Raw genomic sequence first — 18145 nt, forward strand, 5'->3', positions numbered from 1 at the left:
CCAGCTCCCACAGGTATAACGGCGGCAGTTATTGCGCGCATGAAAAAGGCGACCCGCAGGTCGCCTCTTTCAACTGCGCTTGATCAGAACTCGTGATCAGCGCTGTCCGGGTTCAGGTCGCTGATGCCCAGCTTGCCGGCAGCAGCCTCGATCGAGCCGGTCTGCTTGACCAGGGCGGCAATCGAGTCACGCACGATCTGGTTGCCCTTTTCATTGTCGGCGGCGATCAACTGGTCGTAGTGCTCGCCGTTGTTGGCGTGGTCAACCATCACCTGGATCTTCGCTTCGGTGGCGGCCAGGTCAGCCTTGAGGGCTGCATCTGCTGCCGGGTCGGCCTTGGCCACCAGGGACGACAGGCTGGCGCCGGTCATCTTGGTACCGTCAACACGGGTGTATTCGCCCAAGTAAACGTTACGGATGCCCTTGGCGTCGTAGAAGTGCGAGTAATGGGTGTTGTCGCTGAAGCAGTCTTGCTCGTCTTCCGGCGAGTTGGCTTCCAGGGACACTTTCATGCGCTCCCCGGCGAGTTCGCCCAGAGACAGGCTGCCCATGCCGAACAGCATTTTACGCAGGCCATCGGTCGCAGGTTCCGACTCCAGAGTGGCGCGGTAGTTGTCTTCGACGTTGGGCTTCCAGTTGCCGACCATTTCCTGCAGGTCGCTGACCAGCAGTTGGGTGACAGCGCGCAGGTAAGTGCGGCGACGCTCGTTGTGGCCGCCGGTTGCACCGTCACCGGTCATGTAGTCCGATGCCGGGCGGTTGCCCGCGCCTGGGCCGGTGCCGTTGAGGTCCTGGCCCCACAGCAGGAATTCGATGGCGTGGTAGCCGGTGGCGACGTTCGCTTCGGAACCGCCCAGTTCATTGAGGCTGGCGAGTTTTTCCGGAGTGATCTCCTTGACGTCAACCTTGTCTTCGCCGACCTGGATCTCGTTATTGGCGATGATATTGGCGTTCGCACCTGGGTTGCCCAGCGCGTGCTCGTAGGACTTGTCGACGTAGTCGATCAGGCCTTCGTCCAGGGGCCAGGCGTTCACCTGGCCTTCCCAGTCGTCGATGATGGTGTTGCCGAAGCGGAATACTTCGCTCTGCAGGTAGGGTACGCGTGCGGCGATCCAGGCGGTACGGGCCGCTTTCAGGGTTTCGTCGTTCGGGTTGGCGAGGAAGGTATCGATTGCGGTCTGCAGGGTTTTTGCGGTGGATTCGGCATCGCTGTACACCGCAAACACCATGTCTGCGTAGTGCGCGACCACGGCCTTGGCGGCCGCTTCGTCGACCTGGCCAGCCGGGGCAGCCGCCGGTGCGGTAGTGCTGGCGGCAGCGGGTGCCTGGGGCGCGGCGGCCTTGTCTTTACCTTCGCCGCAACCGGCGAGAGAAATGGCAATGGCCAGCAGACTGGCGGTGGCCAGGGGCATACGAATCATGGCGAACATCCTGCTTCGGTTGTTGAAAGGGCGCGCGGGGAGCGCAAACGCTGCGACATAATGCGAAAGATTTGCATTTTGTGTAAAGGCTTATACGCGGGAAATATTGAGTATCGAAGTGTAAATTCAAAGACTCACGGCGTTATTGCGCTCGGACTGCTTCAGATAAGCCGTCAACTCCCGGGCCTGCAGCGGTTTGCTGTAGTGATAACCCTGCCCCTCATGGCACCCCTCGGAGATGATGTAGGCCTCCTGTTCGGCAGTCTCCACGCCTTCGGCAATCACCTGCATGCCCAGGCTTTTGCCCAATTGGATAATGGCGCGCACGATGGTGGCGTCATCGTCGTCGTCCTGCAGGTCCTGGACGAAGCTCTTGTCGATCTTGATCTTGTCCAGGGGCAGGCTCTTGAGGTAACTCAAGGATGAGTAGCCGGTGCCGAAGTCATCAATGGCGATCAGCGCGCCGGAGCGACGCAGGCTCAGCAGGTGCTGGGCTGCGGTGCTGATGTCTTCCATCAGGCCGGTCTCGGTCACTTCCAGCTCCAAGCTGCGGGGCGGCAGGCGATAGATCTGCATCAGGTTGTTGACCACCCGCGGCAACTCGGTGTGGTGCAGTTGCACGGTGGACAGGTTGACGGCCATGCGCAGCGCGGTGAAACCCTGATCATGCCATTCGCGCAGTTGCCGACACGCCTGGTCCAGCACCCATTCGCCGATGGGAATGATGGTGCCGTTCTGTTCCGCCAAGGGAATGAACAAGTCCGGCGGTACCAGCCCATGTTCCGGGTGTTGCCAGCGCAGCAGGGCTTCCACACCGACCACGTGATGGTCGAGATAGCTGACTTGTGGTTGGTACACCAAGTGAAACTGCTCGCGGCCCAAGGCGTCTCGCAAGTCTTTCTCCAGTTCACGACGCCGGCGCATTTCGCTGTCGACGCTGGCGATATAAAACTGATAGCGGTTGCGCGAGCGGCTCTTGGCCAGGGTCATGGTCTGCTCGGCTTTCTGGAGCAACTTCTCGGTGCTGTCGCCATCTTCCGGGAACAGCGTGATGCCGATGGTGGCGCGCAGGCGGATCAGGTCATGCTCAAGGGCGAACTCTGCTTCCAGGTCATCAAGGATGCTTTGCGCCAGTTCGGCGGCTTCGTAGGGCTGGTCGATATCGGCTTGCACCAGGGCGAACTGGTCGCCGCCCAGGCGGGCGAGCGTGCCCAGGTGGCCACTATGGGCGCGCAAGCGATCAGCCAGCGCCAACAAGAGTTTGTCGCCGGCCTGGTAGGTGAATTGCTCGTTGACGCTCTTGAAGTCATCCAAGCCTACGCACAACACCGCGACACGGCGTTGCCGGCGGCCGGCGTCGGTGAGGATTTTGTCCAGTTGCGCCTGCAACTTCTGGCGGTTCGGCAGGCCGGTCAGGAAGTCGTATTGGGCCATGCGCAACAGGCTCGATTCGGCCTCGTGGCGCAGGTGGGTATTGCGCTCGATGGATTCGAGCAATTGGTTGGCGGTGTTTATCCACTGCCCCAGTTCGTTGCGTTCGTGGCCCTTGAGCTGAGGGATCTTGTGCTCGCTGGGGCGGTCCGGGTTGATCGAGGTCAGGTGCTCGATCATCCGCGACAGCGGTTTGGTGAGCATCCAGTGATACACCAGGTACAGCACCAGCCCCATGACCAGGGCGCGCAATACGCCCGAGATAAAGATGATGACCGAGCTGACCAGAAAACTTCGGCCATAGGTGGCGGTGTCGAGGGTGATGCTCAGGTCGCCGTAATATTCGCTGTAGGGGCCCTTGCCCACCAACGCAGTAGTAAAGGAGCGTTCCTGGCCAAGAATCAGGTCGGTCAACCAGCGGCTGGGCGACTGCTGTAAAGGACGGCTTTTTTCCGCCAGCATGGTCTCGTTGGGGTGCCCGATGGAAGCCATGCGCACAGCGTCGTCCTGGAACAGACCTTCGATCACCTGCATGCCCATCTCGCGATCCAGGCTGTACACGGCCTGGGTCGAGGGGTCGCGAAACATGTCGAGGATGCGCTGGGCATCGCCCGCCACGGCCTGGCGCGTTTTGTAGGCATCGAAAACGATCTGCGCCACGCTCAGCGCCACACCCACGATCAATGCCGACAGCAGCACAACCCGTAGCAACTTCACCGACAAGCTGTTCTTGAGTTCCAGCTTCAAAGGGGCATTCCTTGTCTCATGCGGGTGGCCGTCAATATGCCATGAGTATTGGCAATCTGGTGATGGCAGTCAAAGGGACATTCGGGCTTGAGATTAATTGAAGGGGCTGGATAAACGTGGAGGGATACCCGCTTATGTCAGGGCGTTTGAGGCGTGGGCTGGACGTCGGGCAGAGAAGAAGAAGGCGGAACAGATCCGCCCTCTGTTTGGCGACGCTCTCAAAAATTGATCTTACCCTCTGGCTGTTGCTCTTCCCCTCCGACCTTTGACTGTTCACCCGCTATGTCTACGAGTTTGTTCGTCAAGTCCAGTGCGCTTTTCGCCAGGTCCATTCCCTTCTCAAGAAGACCGGATAACATTGGCACTGCACCCGCGGCCGTTGAAATAGGATCCATTGTCATTCTCCACATTGATTGAGGAGGTTTATTCCTCCTGGCGTTTGTGTGGTGAATAGTTACCGTTGGGTTCCGGGATTTCCGGCATGGCAATCAGGGCGCCCATGAAAAAGCCCGGCAATCGCCGGGCTCTTTTTACTGCAAGCGTCGCTTAGGCAGTGAAGGTCTTGCCTTCGAACTGCTCAGCCACGAACTTCCAGTTGACCAGGTTCCAGAACGCTTCTACATACTTTGGACGCACGTTGCGGTAGTCGATGTAGTAGGCGTGTTCCCAGACGTCGCAGGTCAACAGCGGGGTGTCGCCGTTGGTCAGCGGGTTGCCGGCGCCGATGGTGCTGGCCAGGGCCAGGGAACCGTCAGCCTTTTTCACCAGCCAGCCCCAACCGGAACCGAAGGTGCCGACCGAAGTCTTGGTGAACTCTTCCTTGAACTTGTCGAACGAACCGAACGCAGCGTTGATGGCTTCAGCCAGTGCGCCGGTTGGTTGGCCGCCGGCGTTCGGCGCCAGGCAGTTCCAGTAGAAAGTGTGGTTCCAGACCTGAGCGGCGTTGTTGAAGATGCCACCCGAGGAAGACTTGACGATCTCTTCCAGGGTCTTGCCTTCGAACTCGGTGCCAGGCACCAGGTTGTTCAGGTTCACGACATAGGTGTTGTGGTGCTTGTCGTGGTGGTATTCCAAGGTTTCCTTGGAGATGTGCGGCTGCAGGGCATCGTGTGCGTAGGGCAGCGGCGGCAATTCGAAAGCCATGATGATTCTCCTAATCAGGTCAGTTGCGGTGAGCGCAAGGCCGATCACGGGCGGCCAAACATGCGCCGGGGAGTTTGTACTCTTTGCGGCGCAGGGGGCCGATCATAGCACCGGGGGTGCGGCATAACCACGCAACAACTGTGTGGGATAGAGGTTCCAGAGCGTTTTGGAATATTGCTCAGGCGCTGATCAGTTGATAGGCCACCGAGAACATCATCGCGGCCACCAGCAGGTCCAGCAGGCGCCAGGTGGCCGGGCGTGCCAGCCAGGGTGCCAACCATGCCGCACCCAGCGCCAGGGTGGCGAACCACAGGAACGATGCACTGGCTGCACCGGCTACGTAGGCACCGGGTTCGGTTTGTTGCGCGCCCAGGGAGCCGATCAGCAGGACGGTATCCAGGTAGACATGGGGGTTGAGCAAGGTGACCGCCAAAGCGCTCAGCAGCACAGCGCGTAATGAGCGCGTCTTGAGGGTGTCGCTTTGGTCCAGGCTCTGCTTGGAGCACGCCCTGCGCAGCGCGCATGCGCCATACCAGAGCAAGAACGCTGCGCCGCCCCAGCGTGCCACCGCCAGCAGTATCGGGCTCTGCGCCAGCACGGTGGCCAGCCCGAATACCCCAGCGGCCACTAGCAGTGCGTCGCAGATCACACACAACGCCGCCACGGGTAAGTGGTGTTCGCGGCGCAGGCTCTGCGCGAGTACGAATGCATTTTGGCTGCCGATTGCCATGATCAACCCGAGGGCCACCAGCAAACCGTTCATATAGCTTTGCCACATAGAAGGAGATCCTTGTTGATGCTCAAACGATGCTGGCTATGGTGCGGGTCGGGGCTGTATAAGAAAAACCAATATTGCTGATCGCTCATTAGAGAAACTGATGTTCGACTATAAATTGCTTTCCGCCTTGGCGGCGGTGGTGGAACAAGCCGGCTTTGAGCGCGGTGCCCAGGTGTTGGGGCTGTCGCAATCAGCCATCTCCCAACGCATCAAGCTATTGGAGGCGCGCGTCGGCCAGCCGGTGTTGATACGGGCCTCGCCGCCAACGCCCACCGATATCGGTCGGCGCCTGCTCAACCATGTGCAGCAGGTGCGTTTGCTGGAGCGTGACCTGCAAAGCCAGGTGCCGGCCCTGGACGAGGAGGGCACGCCTGAGCGCCTGCGCATTGCCCTGAATGCCGACAGCCTCGCCACTTGGTGGGCCGAGGCAGTCAGCGACTTCTGCGCCGAACAGCACGTGTTGCTGGACCTGGTGGTCGAAGACCAGACCGTGGGCCTCAAGCGCATGCGCGCCGGTGAAGTGGCGGCCTGCATTTGTGCCAGCGAGCGTCCTGTGGCCGGTGCTCGCAGCCTGTTGCTGGGCGCCATGCGTTATCGGGCGCTGGCCAGCCCGGCCTTTCTGGCGCGGCATTTTCCTGGAGGCGTGCGGGCCGACCAATTGGCGCGCACGCCTGCGCTGGTGTTCGGCCCGGATGATTTCCTGCAGCACCGCTACCTGGCGTCCCTTGGCGTGGACGGTGGTTTCGAACACCATCTATGCCCGTCATCCGAAGGTTTTATCCGCCTGACGGAAGCCGGCTTGGGGTGGGGCCTGGTGCCTGAATTGCAGGTGCGCGACCAGTTGGAAACCGGTGTATTGGTCGAGTTATTGCCAGATAAGCCCATCGATGTGCCGCTGTACTGGCATCATTGGCGCAGTGGCGGGCAACTGTTGGGCTTGTTGACCGACCATCTGGCCGATGTGTGTGGTCATTGGTTGGTGCCGTTGGAGTGATGGCGCGCGTCAAGGCAAGAGCGATGAAAAATGAAAGAACACGGAGTACGACATGAAAATTCTGGTCACCGGCGCAAGCGGCTTCATTGGCGGGCGCTTTGCGCGCTTCGCCCTTGAGCAGGGCCTGGACGTGCGGGTCAACGGGCGGCGCGCCGAGGGTGTGGAACACCTGGTGCGGCGCGGTGCCGAGTTCATCCAGGGTGATTTGAATGATGCCGACCTTGTGCGCGACCTGTGCCGCGATGTCGAAGCCGTGGTGCATTGCGCCGGCGCCGTTGGGCTGTGGGGCAAGTACCAGGACTTCCACCAGAACAACGTATTGGTCACCGAAAACGTCGTCGAAGCCTGCCTGAAACAGCGCGTGGGGCGCCTGGTGCACCTGTCGTCGCCGTCGATCTATTTTGACGGTCGTGATCACCTTGGGCTCACCGAAGAGCAAGTGCCCAAGCGTTTCAAGCATCCCTATGCCGCTACCAAGTACCTGGCCGAGCAGAAGGTGTTCGGCGCCCAGGAGTTCGGCCTGCAAGTGATAGCCCTGCGCCCACGCTTTGTCACCGGGGCCGGCGATATGAGTATCTTCCCGCGCTTGCTGAAAATGCAGCGCAAGAACCGTCTGGCGATCGTCGGCGACGGTTTGAACAAAGTCGACTTCACCAGCGTGCACAACCTCAACGAGGCGCTGCTCAGCAGTTTGCTCGCCACCGGCTCGGCCCTGGGCAAAGCCTACAACATCAGCAACGGCGCACCGGTGCCGATCTGGGATGTGGTGAACTACGTGATGCGGCAGATGGAGCTGCCCCAAGTGACCCGCTATCGATCCTACGGTTTGTCCTACAGCGTGGCGGCGTTGAACGAGGCATTCTGCGCGATGTGGCCGGGGCGGCCGGAACCGGCGTTATCGCGTCTGGGCATGCAAGTGATGAATAAAAACTTCACCCTCGACATCAGTCGCGCCAGGCATTATCTCGACTACGAGCCCAAGGTCAGCCTGTGGGCCGCGCTCGACGAGTTCTGCAGTTGGTGGAAAGCCCAGGACCCGGGCCGCCAATAACCTCATAAGCAGCAACACTTCGGGAACCCCATTCCAGGTTCCGAGTCGATCCATGCGCCGGGAGTGCGGTTTATACTCCTGCCGCTCGGCTTTACAGCCAGCCATCTCATTGATCCAGGGTAGATTCATGCGCAACGATGCTAAAGACGACTTCGACAACGTTCCCAGCCTGCGAGCCGACCTTGGGGATGACGATGATTTCGTGCCGACCCCCGCGACGTCGGTGCGTTCGCGAACGACGCCCGTGGTCAAGGTCAAGAGCGCCAGCACTGGCCCGTTGTGGGCACTGGTCGGTGCGCTGTTGATCGCCTTTGCGGGCCTGGCCTGGTGGAGCTTCCAGCAGATTTCCCTGATGGGCCAGCAGTTGGTTGCCACCCAGGAAAGCTTTGCCCGCATCAGCGAGGAAGCGGCAGGACGGCTACAGGCGATTTCCGGCAAGGTCGTGGCCAGCGAAGCGAATGTGAACAACGGCAGCGAAGCCTTGAAGCTGCAGATCAAGCAACTGGAAGCCCAGTTGCAGGAGCAGGGTAAGCAACAGTTGGGCGTCGCCGGTCAAACCACCGAACTTGACAGCCGCCTGGCCCAGATGAGCGCCAGCAACACCGAGCTGACAGCGGCCAATACCAAGCTGCAAGGCCAGGTGCAGGCCCTCACTGACGCGGTCACCAGCCTCACGGCAGCACAGGCCGAGAGCAAGGGCCTGGCCACCGATGTGGCGGCCTTGAAGAAACAAGGCAACCCAAGCGCGGCCATCGCCCGCCTCGAGCAGGACGTGCTGGTGCTCAAGAGCGCCCAGGAAAACCAACCGGCCAATATCGACGCGCCGACCAACAAGGAATTTGACGTGTTCCGCATCCAGACCACGCGCAATATCACCACCTTGCAGAGCCAGGTGCAGAACTTGAATCAGCGTCTCAATGCGCCTGCTGCGGTCACCCCACTGGGTCAATGATGTAGACCGGACAGGATCGTTCCCACGCTCTGCGTGCGAACGATCTGAATCGTTCTCTGCAGGAGCGAGCTTGCTCGCAAAAAACGTTAACGATCACGCAGGTTTCCTGGAATAAACGCGGCGCTTGTGAGCTTTTCGCGAGCAAGCTCGCTCCTACATTAAGGTGTTGATTGTCACCACTCGGTGACATTTCTTTTCCCCTTCGTTACTTGCCCCTGCCGTGCCCTTGTTTAGACTCCGGTCATCCCAAAAAAACAATAAGGGCCACCCATGACCACCCACCCACTGCCTGCCAGCAGTTGGCTGAATGCACCTGCCCATCACGCTTGGCTCGCCGCGGAAGGCCAGCGCCTGTTGGCGTTCGCCAAGGCATCGCGCCTGCCGGACGGGTTCGGCAACCTCGACGATAAAGGCCAGTTGCCGGCCAATGCTCGCGCCGAAACCATGAACACCGCGCGCATGACCCACAGCTTTGCCATGGCCCATGCCATTGGGTTGCCGGGTTATGCCGAACTGGTGGCGCACGGTGTGGCAGCGCTCAGCGGCCCGCTGCGTGACAGTGAGCACGGTGGCTGGTTCGCCGCGCCCCAGGCGGCTGATGGCAACACCGGCAAGGCCGCCTATCTGCACGCCTTCGTGGCCCTCGCCGCCAGCTCTGCCGTGGTGGCCGGCGCGCCGGGTGCGCGCACATTAATGAACGACGCCGTCCATATCATCGACCAGTTCTTCTGGAGCGAAGAGGAGGGCGTCATGCTTGAATCCTTTGCCCGGGACTGGAGCGGCGTCGAAGCCTATCGTGGCGCCAACAGCAACATGCACGCCACCGAAGCTTTCCTGGCATTGGCCGATGTCAGTGGTGATACACGTTGGCTGGACCGTGCGCTGCGCATCGTCGAACGGGTGATCCACACCCATGCCGCTGGCAATCAATTCATGGTCATCGAACATTTCGATGCGCACTGGAAGCCGTTGCTCGGTTACAACCAAGACAACCCCGCCGATGGCTTTCGCCCCTACGGCATCACCCCCGGCCATGGTTTCGAATGGGCGCGGTTGTTGCTGCACCTTGAAGCTGCGCGCCTCAAGGCCAAGCTAGCCACGCCGGACTGGCTGGTGAGCGACGCCAAAGGCCTGTTTGCCAGTGCCTGCGAGTACGCCTGGGCGGTGGATGGTGCGCCGGGCCTTGTCTACACTCTGGATTGGAACCAGCGCCCGGTGGTACGCGAGCGCCTGCACTGGACCCATGCTGAAGCCAGCGCCGCTGCTCAGGCGCTGCTCAAACGTACCGGCGAGCTGCATTACGAAACCTGGTACCGACGCTTCTGGGAGTTTTGCGAAACCCACTTCATCGACCGGCTCCAGGGCAGTTGGCACCACGAACTCAGCCCGCACAACCAACCCAGCAGTAAAATCTGGGGCGGCAAACCTGACCTGTACCATGCCTGGCAAGCGGTCGTGCTGCCTGCACTGCCCTTGGCACCCAGCCTGGCCAGTGCATTGGGCAGCGGATGCTATGTCACCAGGTGGTGACATTTGTACGTCCCTTTGTTACCTGCGCCCCGAAAATCCATGTTTAAACTCCGTGCAGCGCAAGCTCTAGACTTGCATGCATAACAACAAGAAAAGGTACTCAGATGAACGCGATTAATCGCCTCGCCGTCGCTATTTCCATTGCCTCGTTGTTCCCCCTCAGTGCATTTGCCGCCGACTCCAAAGGTACGGTGGAAGTGGTGCATTGGTGGACCTCCGGCGGTGAAAAAGCGGCTGTGGATGTCCTGAAGGCCCAAGTTGAGAAAGACGGCTTCACCTGGAAAGACGGTGCAGTGGCAGGCGGCGGTNCGCCATGACCGTGCTGAAAAGCCGTGCGGTCGCTGGCAACCCGCCAGGCGTTGCCCAGATCAAAGGCCCCGATATCCAGGAATGGGCCTCTACTGGCCTGCTCGACACCGACGTGCTCAAAGACGTCGCCAAAGAAGAAAAATGGGATTCGCTGCTCGACAAGAAAGTCTCCGACACCGTGAAATACGACGGTGACTACGTGGCCGTGCCGGTGAATATCCACCGCGTGAACTGGCTGTGGATCAACCCGGAAGTCTTCAAGAAAGCCGGCATCACCAAGAACCCAACCACTCTCGAAGAATTCTATGCAGCGGGCGACAAGCTCAAGGCTGCAGGCTTCATTGCGCTCGCCCACGGCGGCCAGCCTTGGCAGGACAGCACTGTGTTCGAAGCGGTGGTGCTTTCGGTAATGGGCGCTGATGGCTACAAGAAAGCGCTGGTCGACCTGGATAACGGCGCATTGACCGGCCCGGAAATGGTCAAGGCCCTCACCGAGCTGAAGAAAGTCGCGACCTACATGGACGTCGACGGCAAGGGCCAGGACTGGAACCTGGAAGCTGGCAAGGTCATCAACGGCAAGGCCGGCATGCAGATCATGGGTGACTGGGCCAAGTCCGAGTGGACCGCCGCCAAGAAAGTCGCCGGCAAGGATTATGAGTGCGTTGCTTTCCCGGGCACTGATAAAGCCTTCACCTACAACATCGACTCCCTGGCGGTGTTCAAGCAGAAAGACAAAGGCACTGCTGCGGGTCAGCAGGACATCGCCAAAGTAGTGCTGGGTGAAAACTTCCAGAAGGTGTTCAGCATCAACAAGGGCTCGATCCCTGTGCGTAACGACATGCTGACCAAGATGGAATCCTACGGCTTTGATTCCTGCGCCCAGACCGCCGCCAAGGACTTCCTGGCCGACGCCAAGACTGGCGGCCTGCAGCCAAGCATGGCGCACAACATGGCCACCACCCTGGCGGTGCAAGGTGCGTTCTTTGATGTCGTGACCAACTTCATCAACGACCCGAAAGCCGACCCGGCCGACACGGCCAAGAAGCTTGGCGCGGCGATCAAGTCGGCCAAGTAACACCCTATGTAGGAACCCGGCTTGCTGTGGCGAGGGAGCTTGCTCCCGCTGGGGTGCGAAGCGCCCCCAAAGACAGCGNAGCCGAGCGGGAGCAAGCTCCCTCGCCACAAAAGCGGGTTCCTGCAGGCTGTAGTCCTTTTTCCCTGTACTGGATTTTCCCATGAGTTCTGTTGCTGTGTTCAGCAAGGCCTCGCCATTCGATGTGCTGCAGCGCTGGCTCCCTAAACTGGTGCTGGCGCCGAGCATGTTCATCGTGCTGGTGGGCTTTTATGGCTACATCCTGTGGACGTTCGTGCTGTCGTTCACCACCTCGACCTTCCTGCCCAGCTACAAATGGGCGGGCCTGGCGCAGTATCAGCGGCTGTTCGATAACGACCGCTGGTGGGTGGCGAGCAAGAACCTGGCCGTGTTCGGCGGCATGTTCATCGGCATCACCCTGGTGATCGGTGTGCTGCTGGCGATTTTCCTCGACCAGAAAATCCGCCGCGAAGGCTTTATCCGCACCATTTACCTGTACCCGATGGCGCTCTCCATGATCGTCACCGGTACCGCCTGGAAATGGCTGCTCAACCCGGGCATGGGCCTGGACAAACTCCTGCGGGACTGGGGCTGGGAAGGCTTCCGTCTCGACTGGCTGATCGACCCGGACCGCGTGGTCTACTGCCTGGTGATCGCCGCTGTGTGGCAAGCCTCGGGCTTTATCATGGCGATGTTCCTCGCCGGCCTGCGCGGTGTTGATCAGTCGATCATCCGCGCTGCGCAGATCGATGGCGCAAGCCTGCCGCGTATCTACTGGAGCGTGGTGCTGCCGAGCCTGCGCCCGGTGTTCTTCAGTGCGGTGATGATCCTGGCGCACATTGCGATCAAGAGCTTCGACCTGGTGGCGGCAATGACCGCAGGCGGCCCGGGCTACTCGTCCGACCTGCCGGCTATGTTCATGTACTCGTTCACCTTCAGTCGCGGCCAGATGGGCATGGGTTCGGCCAGTGCGATCCTGATGCTCGGTGCGATCCTCGCGATCATTGTGCCGTACCTGTATTCCGAGCTGAGGACCAAGCGCAATGACTAGTCTCGCCGCCAAACCTGCCATCAGCCTGAGCCGCATCGCGATCTACGCGGTGCTGATCCTGGCGGTTCTGCTGTACCTGGTGCCGTTGGTGGTGATGCTCCTCACCAGCTTCAAGACCCCGGAAGACATCAGCACCGGTAACCTGCTGAGCTGGCCCACCGTGGTCAGCGGTATCGGCTGGGTCAAGGCCTGGGCCACCGTGGATGGCTACTTCTGGAACTCGATCAAGATCACCGTTCCTGCTGTGCTCATCTCTACCGCCATTGGCGCCTTGAACGGCTACGTGCTGTCGTTCTGGCGCTTCCGCGGTTCGCAGCTGTTCTTCGGCCTGCTGCTGTTCGGCTGCTTCCTGCCGTTCCAGACTGTGCTGCTGCCCGCGTCGTTCACCCTCGGCAAGATGGGCCTGGCCAGCACCACCACCGGCCTGGTGTTTATCCACGTGGTCTACGGCCTGGCGTTCACCACGTTGTTCTTCCGTAACTACTACGTGAGCATCCCGGATGCGCTGATCAAGGCAGCACGCCTGGACGGAGCGGGTTTTTTCACCATCTTCCGCCGGATCATCCTGCCGATGTCGACGCCGATCATCATGGTCTGCCTGATCTGGCAGTTCACCCAGATCTGGAACGACTTCCTGTTCGGTGTGGTGTTCTCCAGTGGTGACTCCCAGCCCATCACGGTGGCGCTGAACAACCTGGTCAACACCAGTACCGGGGCCAAGGAATATAACGTGGATATGGCGGCGGCGATGATCGCCGGGCTGCCGACCCTGCTGGTCTATGTGATCGCAGGCAAGTATTTCGTGCGCGGCCTCACGGCCGGCGCGGTCAAGGGGTAATCATGGCTACGCTTGAACTTCGCAATGTAAACAAGACCTATGGCGCCGGCCTGCCCGACACCTTGAAGAACATCGAACTGTCGATCAAGGAAGGCGAGTTCCTCATCCTGGTCGGCCCGTCGGGCTGTGGTAAATCCACGCTGATGAACTGCATCGCCGGCCTTGAGACCATCACCGGCGGCGCGATCATGATCGGTGATCAAGACGTGAGCGGCATGAGCCCCAAGGACCGTGACATCGCCATGGTGTTCCAGTCCTACGCGCTGTACCCGACCATGAGCGTGCGCGAGAACATCGAGTTCGGCCTCAAGATCCGCAAGATGCCGCAAGCCGACATCGACGCCGAAGTGGCGCGCGTGGCCAAGTTGCTGCAGATCGAACACCTGCTCAACCGCAAGCCGGGCCAGTTGTCCGGTGGCCAGCAACAGCGCGTGGCCATGGGCCGTGCCCTGGCGCGTCGGCCGAAGATCTACCTGTTCGACGAACCGCTGTCCAACCTCGACGCCAAGCTGCGGGTCGAGATGCGTACCGAAATGAAGCTGATGCACCAGCGTCTGAAAACCACCACCGTCTACGTGACCCACGACCAGATCGAAGCGATGACCCTGGGCGACAAAGTGGCGGTGATGAAGGACGGCATCATTCAGCAATTCGGCACCCCGAAGGAAATTTACAACGACCCTGCCAACCTGTTTGTGGCAAGCTTTATCGGTTCACCACCGATGAACTTCGTTCCCATGCGTCTAAAACGCCAGAACGGTGGTCTGGTCGCGCTGCTCGACAGCGGCCAGGCCCGTTGCGAGTTGCCGCTGGGCATGAATGACGCCGGGTTGGAAGACCGCGATGTGATCCTGGGCCTGCGCCCGGAGCAGATCGTGCTGGCAGCGGGCGAGGGCAACGGCTCGTCGAGCATTCGCGCCGAAGTGCAGGTGACCGAGCCTACCGGCCCGGACACCCTGGTGTTTGTGCAGCTCAATGACACCAAGGTCTGCTGCCGTTTGGCGCCGGACGTGGCACCGCAAGTGGGCGAGACACTGACCTTGCAGTTCGACCCGGCCAAGGTATTGCTGTTTGACGCCAAGACCGGTGAGCGGTTGGGCGCAGTGGCTTCATTGCCGGCACAGGGGCATGCCGACAATGTGACCAAGTTCAAGGGGCGTTGAGCAAGATAAGTGATTGTTTTAGTTAAAAAATGTAACCCGCGTTAGATAAAAACAGTTTAATAACAATAAAGACGAGGATGTAGGGATGAAAAAGCAACACAACAACACCCGGCTGATCTGCCAACTCTCAGCGGCAGCAGCCCTTGTATTGTCCGCCAATGCGATGGCGGCCGATGCATTCAGCGCCGATTCCAAGTGGATGACCGGCGATTGGGGCGGCGAGCGTACCAAGCTGATCGAGCAAGGTATCGACATCAAGGCCGACTACGTGGGCGAGATGGGCTACAACGCCCACGGCGGCTACAACGACGACAAGACCGGTCGTTACTCCGACCAGTTCGGTCTGGGCGTGGCGCTGGACCTGCAAAAACTGTGGGGCTGGGATAACACCCAGGCCAAGATCCAGTTGACCAATCGTAATGGCCAGAACATCTCCAATGACCGCATTGGCGACCCGCGTGCCGGCACCTTGAGTTCCTCGCAAGAAGTGTATGGCCGTGGCCACATGGTGCGTCTGACCCAGTTCTGGATTCAGCACCAGATGTTCGACAACAAGCTGGACGTGAAGCTCGGTTACTTCGGTGAAGGCGAAGACTTCAACACCTTCCCTTGCGACTTCCAGAACCTGTCGTTCTGCGGCTCGCAGGTCGGTAACTACGTCAATACCTGGTACAACTGGCCGGTCGCCCAGGCCGCTATCCGCGTGAAATACAACATTACGCCTGAGCTGTATGCGCAAATCGGTGCCTACAACCAGAACCCGTCGCAGTTGGAGCACGGCAACGGCTTCAAACTCAGCGGCAGTGGTACCAAGGGCACCGTGATTCCGGTGGAATTGGTCTGGTCGCCGAAGGTTAATAACCTGCCGGGCGAATACCGTGTGGGCTTCTATAAAAGTGCGGCCGATGCTCCGGATGTACGTGAAGACGTCAACGGTAACGATGCGGTCCTCAGCGGCGCCGACTTCCGTACCCGCAGCAGCAAGAAAGGCTACTGGTTCGTTGCGCAACAGCAACTCACCACCCATAACGGCGACGCTTCCCGTGGCCTGAACATTGCAGCCAACGCGACCTTCCATGACAAGGAAACCAACCTGGTCGACAACTACCAGTCGTTGATGCTCGTGTACAAAGGCCCATTCGACGCGCGTCCAAAAGATGACGTCGGCATTGGCGTCGCTCGCCTGCATGTCAACGATGACGTGAAGAAGAACTCTCAATTGCTCAACGCCGCCAATGGTGTGAGCGACTACGACAATCCGCTGTACACGCCGATTCGTGAGACTGAGTACAACGTCGAACTCAACTACGGTTTCCACGTCACCAACTGGCTGACTGTGCGTCCGAACCTGCAGTACGTTGTCCAGCCTGGCGGCGTGGATAAAGTCGACAACGCGCTGGTAGCGGGCCTGAAAATTCAGTCTACGTTCTAACGCTGTTGCGATAAGCTCCTCTCTCTGTGCGCATTTGCGGGTAGCCATGGCTATCCGCTTTTTTTTGCGTGGCACTGTGATATTCGGGACCTGGGCACATGCACGAGCAACCGCTGCAACGCTTTTTCAAATCCCTGCGCGAGCGTCCGGTGTTCGCCTGGGAGCGCTTTCAGATGCGCGATGTGTTGGTGATCGACCACCCCCTGTGCCAGGCGGTGTTCAGTCGCCAGGGCGCGCAATTGCTGCACTTTCAACCTACGGGCCAGAAGCCGTGGCTGTGGTGTGCCGCCAAATGGCCGCAAGTCGGGGCTATCCGTGGTGGCGTACCGGTGTGCTGGCCGTGGTATGGCCGCCACCCCAGCGAAAATGCCTGGCCGTCCCACGGATGGGCCCGCTTGATCGACTGGAAACTGCTCGACAGCAGCACCGATGACGACGGCGTGCGCCTGCTCTGGCAATTGCAACTGTGCGACTGGCAGGTGGACTTGCACGCGCACCTGGGTGACACCCTGGAACTGCGCCTGAGCACCGAGCATCACGACGAGCTGCCGTGCCAGTTGAGTCATGCATTGCACGCTTACTGGCGTATTGGTCACGTCGATGAGGTAGCGCTGTCTGGGCTCGAAGGAGCACAAGGTTACGACCAGCTCAATCGCCAGGTTTGCCAGCAGGAAGGTGAATTGCGGGTCGATGGCGGATGCCAGCGGGTGTTCCAGCATGAGGGCGAATTGCAGCTCAAGGACCACGCCTGGCAGCGTGAACTGTGCATCGACACCGGCGACAGCGCCGACACGGTGGTGTGGCACCCGGGGAGCCGGCCGCTGTTGGGCGTGAGCTTTAACGAAGCGTCGGGGTTTGTGTGCGTAGAGGCGGCGATGGCGGCGGCGAGCCTGGCGCCGGGGGAGAGGGCCCACTTGAGTTTACAGGCCAGGGCAGGGGTTTAGCGGTGTGGCTGATGGCGCTATCGCAGGTACTGCTGGAAGAGCTGCCTGCTAGTTGAATTCATGATCGTTCCCACGCTCCGCGTGGGAATGCAGCCTATGACGCTCCGCGTCACGACGCTAAAGGCAGACGCAGAGCGTCCAGTGAGGCATTCCCACGCGGAGCGTGGGAACGATCAGTTGACACGGATTTAGTTGAATTCATCCCCCACCGGATATCGGCTGTCATTCAAGCTCTCTTTGATCTTGCGCAAATGCGGCTGGAAATCCACTCCGCGACGCAGGGTCATACCCGTTGCCAATACGTCCAATACCGTCAATTGAATGATCCGCGAGGTCATCGGCATATAGATATCGGTATCTTCCGGCAACGGGATGTTCAGGCTCACCGTACTGGCCTTGGCCAGCGGCGAGTTTTCGGCGGTCACGCCCAGCACTGACGCACCGTTTTCCCGAGCGATACGCGCCACTTCCACCAGCTCACGGGTACGGCCGGTGTAGGAAATGATCACGAACAACTCACCGGTGTGCGCCACCGAGGCGATCATGCGTTGCATCAGCACGTCGGCATGGGCGGTCACCGCCAGGTTGAAGCGGAAGAACTTGTGCAACGCGTCCATGGCGACGGGGGCCGAAGCGCCGAGGCCAAAGAAGTGGATTTGCCGCGCCTGGATCAACAAGTCCACGGCCTTGCTGATCAGCGCCGGGTCCAGGGCCTGGCACGCACTGTCCAAGGAGGCAATGGCGCTGCCAAAGATCTTCTGGGTGTAGGCCTCAGGGTTATCATCGGCCTCCACGGCGCGGCTGACATACGCGGCGCCACTGGCCAGGCTTTGCGCCAACTGCAATTTGAGTTCAGGGTAACCGCTGACACCGAACGAACGGCAGAAGCGGTTGACCGTCGGTTCACTGACCGAGGCGGCCTGGGCGAGGGCGGCGATCGAGAAGCGTGTGGCCTGCTGCGGGTTGAGCAGGATCACTTCAGCGACTTTGCGCTCGGCCTTGTTCAATTCTTCGAGGCGGTTCCGGATCTGTTCCAGAAGATTTCGCACGCGGTCCATTCAGTCTTTCCTTCGGGCGACGATGCAAATAAAAAGGCGGTAACCAATCGATGAGTGGCTTTTCGCGGTGGCCTATCCTACTGAGGGTAGCTGAACACCACCACTCGCAATGCGTATTTCGGGAAAATGTTGTGGTTATTACTACATTTTTCCTTGAGTGATGCCTTGAAAAAAGGTATTTGTAGCTTAACTTGATAAAAGAACAAACAT

The 18145-nt window shown here is 60.0% G+C and carries 14 protein-coding genes and 1 pseudogene; 10 read left to right on the forward strand and 5 right to left on the reverse strand.

The genetic code is table 11. The features are described 5' to 3' along the window. Positions 1–83: 83 nt before the first annotated feature. The 4 genes from ACTJLA_RS22465 to ACTJLA_RS22480 form a co-directional block, all read right to left on the reverse strand. On the reverse strand, positions 84–1421 hold the full coding sequence (locus tag ACTJLA_RS22465) for an imelysin family protein (RefSeq protein ID WP_236455416.1): 1338 nt from the start codon (positions 1419–1421) through the stop codon (positions 84–86). Between the two features lie 126 nt (positions 1422–1547). Continuing rightward, a complete protein-coding gene (locus tag ACTJLA_RS22470; RefSeq protein WP_034128532.1) occupies positions 1548–3599 on the reverse strand; it encodes a putative bifunctional diguanylate cyclase/phosphodiesterase in 2052 nt (683 codons plus the stop codon). 546 nt (positions 3600–4145) lie between these two features. Next, positions 4146–4742: a superoxide dismutase gene (locus tag ACTJLA_RS22475; protein WP_003175739.1), complete on the reverse strand. Its 597-nt coding sequence runs from the start codon at positions 4740–4742 to the stop codon at positions 4146–4148. 178 nt (positions 4743–4920) lie between these two features. After that, on the reverse strand, positions 4921–5520 hold the full coding sequence (locus ACTJLA_RS22480; RefSeq protein WP_034128530.1) for a LysE/ArgO family amino acid transporter: 600 nt from the start codon (positions 5518–5520) through the stop codon (positions 4921–4923). 100 nt (positions 5521–5620) lie between these two features. Here ACTJLA_RS22480 and ACTJLA_RS22485 point away from each other — a divergent pair, with 100 nt between their 5' ends. The 10 genes and pseudogenes from ACTJLA_RS22485 to ACTJLA_RS22530 all read left to right on the forward strand — a co-directional run bounded on the left by ACTJLA_RS22485 (position 5621) and on the right by ACTJLA_RS22530 (position 16877). Then, positions 5621–6514, forward strand: coding sequence for a LysR family transcriptional regulator ArgP (locus ACTJLA_RS22485; protein ID WP_054918225.1), 894 nt, complete (start codon positions 5621–5623; stop codon positions 6512–6514). 52 nt (positions 6515–6566) lie between these two features. Beyond that, complete coding sequence (locus ACTJLA_RS22490; RefSeq protein WP_034128528.1) at positions 6567–7565, forward strand: NAD-dependent epimerase/dehydratase family protein; 999 nt, start codon at positions 6567–6569, stop codon at positions 7563–7565. A gap of 127 nt (positions 7566–7692) precedes the next feature. Continuing rightward, positions 7693–8517 carry a hypothetical protein gene (locus ACTJLA_RS22495; protein ID WP_054896699.1) on the forward strand — a complete coding sequence of 275 codons (825 nt, stop codon included), beginning with the start codon at positions 7693–7695 and terminating at the stop codon, positions 8515–8517. A gap of 270 nt (positions 8518–8787) precedes the next feature. Next, positions 8788–10047 (forward strand): D-mannose isomerase, encoded by a 1260-nt coding sequence (locus ACTJLA_RS22500; RefSeq protein WP_054918228.1) that lies wholly within the window; start codon positions 8788–8790, stop codon positions 10045–10047. A gap of 104 nt (positions 10048–10151) precedes the next feature. Next, positions 10152–11431: pseudogene (locus tag ACTJLA_RS22505) on the forward strand (ABC transporter substrate-binding protein). A gap of 160 nt (positions 11432–11591) precedes the next feature. Continuing rightward, complete coding sequence (locus ACTJLA_RS22510; protein ID WP_003193765.1) at positions 11592–12500, forward strand: carbohydrate ABC transporter permease; 909 nt, start codon at positions 11592–11594, stop codon at positions 12498–12500. After that, positions 12493–13338 carry a carbohydrate ABC transporter permease gene (locus tag ACTJLA_RS22515; RefSeq protein WP_003193763.1) on the forward strand — a complete coding sequence of 282 codons (846 nt, stop codon included), beginning with the start codon at positions 12493–12495 and terminating at the stop codon, positions 13336–13338. Before ACTJLA_RS22510 ends, ACTJLA_RS22515 begins: the two co-directional genes overlap by 8 nt. Before the next feature lie 2 nt (positions 13339–13340). Next, positions 13341–14501: an ABC transporter ATP-binding protein gene (locus ACTJLA_RS22520; RefSeq protein ID WP_181123877.1), complete on the forward strand. Its 1161-nt coding sequence runs from the start codon at positions 13341–13343 to the stop codon at positions 14499–14501. 85 nt (positions 14502–14586) lie between these two features. Beyond that, the gene (locus tag ACTJLA_RS22525; protein ID WP_054918236.1) at positions 14587–15933 is read left to right on the forward strand and encodes a carbohydrate porin; all 1347 of its coding nucleotides are present in this window, start codon (positions 14587–14589) and stop codon (positions 15931–15933) included. A gap of 98 nt (positions 15934–16031) precedes the next feature. Further along, complete coding sequence (locus ACTJLA_RS22530; protein ID WP_054918237.1) at positions 16032–16877, forward strand: D-hexose-6-phosphate mutarotase; 846 nt, start codon at positions 16032–16034, stop codon at positions 16875–16877. 188 nt (positions 16878–17065) lie between these two features. Here ACTJLA_RS22530 and ACTJLA_RS22535 read toward each other — a convergent pair whose 3' ends face one another. Next, positions 17066–17926, reverse strand: coding sequence for a MurR/RpiR family transcriptional regulator (locus ACTJLA_RS22535; protein WP_169856377.1), 861 nt, complete (start codon positions 17924–17926; stop codon positions 17066–17068). Between the last annotated feature and the right edge of the window lie 219 nt (positions 17927–18145).

Source organism: Pseudomonas sp. 22072 (genome assembly GCF_052046095.1).
Classification (GTDB): Bacteria; Pseudomonadota; Gammaproteobacteria; order Pseudomonadales; family Pseudomonadaceae; genus Aquipseudomonas; species Aquipseudomonas paracarnis.

Bases quoted from the DNA above. Each gene is read 5' to 3' on its own strand.
- ACTJLA_RS22515 (WP_003193763.1), top strand. From the start codon at position 12,493: ATGACTAGTCTCGCCGCCAAACCTGCCATCAGCCTGAGCCGCATCGCG.
- ACTJLA_RS22525 (WP_054918236.1), top strand. From the start codon at position 14,587: ATGAAAAAGCAACACAACAACACCCGGCTGATCTGCCAACTCTCAGCG.
- ACTJLA_RS22500 (WP_054918228.1), top strand. From the start codon at position 8,788: ATGACCACCCACCCACTGCCTGCCAGCAGTTGGCTGAATGCACCTGCC.
- ACTJLA_RS22510 (WP_003193765.1), top strand. From the start codon at position 11,592: ATGAGTTCTGTTGCTGTGTTCAGCAAGGCCTCGCCATTCGATGTGCTG.
- ACTJLA_RS22495 (WP_054896699.1), top strand. From the start codon at position 7,693: ATGCGCAACGATGCTAAAGACGACTTCGACAACGTTCCCAGCCTGCGA.
- ACTJLA_RS22475 (WP_003175739.1), bottom strand. From the start codon at position 4,742: ATGGCTTTCGAATTGCCGCCGCTGCCCTACGCACACGATGCCCTGCAG.
- ACTJLA_RS22530 (WP_054918237.1), top strand. From the start codon at position 16,032: ATGCACGAGCAACCGCTGCAACGCTTTTTCAAATCCCTGCGCGAGCGT.
- ACTJLA_RS22480 (WP_034128530.1), bottom strand. From the start codon at position 5,520: ATGTGGCAAAGCTATATGAACGGTTTGCTGGTGGCCCTCGGGTTGATC.
- ACTJLA_RS22485 (WP_054918225.1), top strand. From the start codon at position 5,621: ATGTTCGACTATAAATTGCTTTCCGCCTTGGCGGCGGTGGTGGAACAA.
- ACTJLA_RS22520 (WP_181123877.1), top strand. From the start codon at position 13,341: ATGGCTACGCTTGAACTTCGCAATGTAAACAAGACCTATGGCGCCGGC.
- ACTJLA_RS22490 (WP_034128528.1), top strand. From the start codon at position 6,567: ATGAAAATTCTGGTCACCGGCGCAAGCGGCTTCATTGGCGGGCGCTTT.
- ACTJLA_RS22465 (WP_236455416.1), bottom strand. From the start codon at position 1,421: ATGATTCGTATGCCCCTGGCCACCGCCAGTCTGCTGGCCATTGCCATT.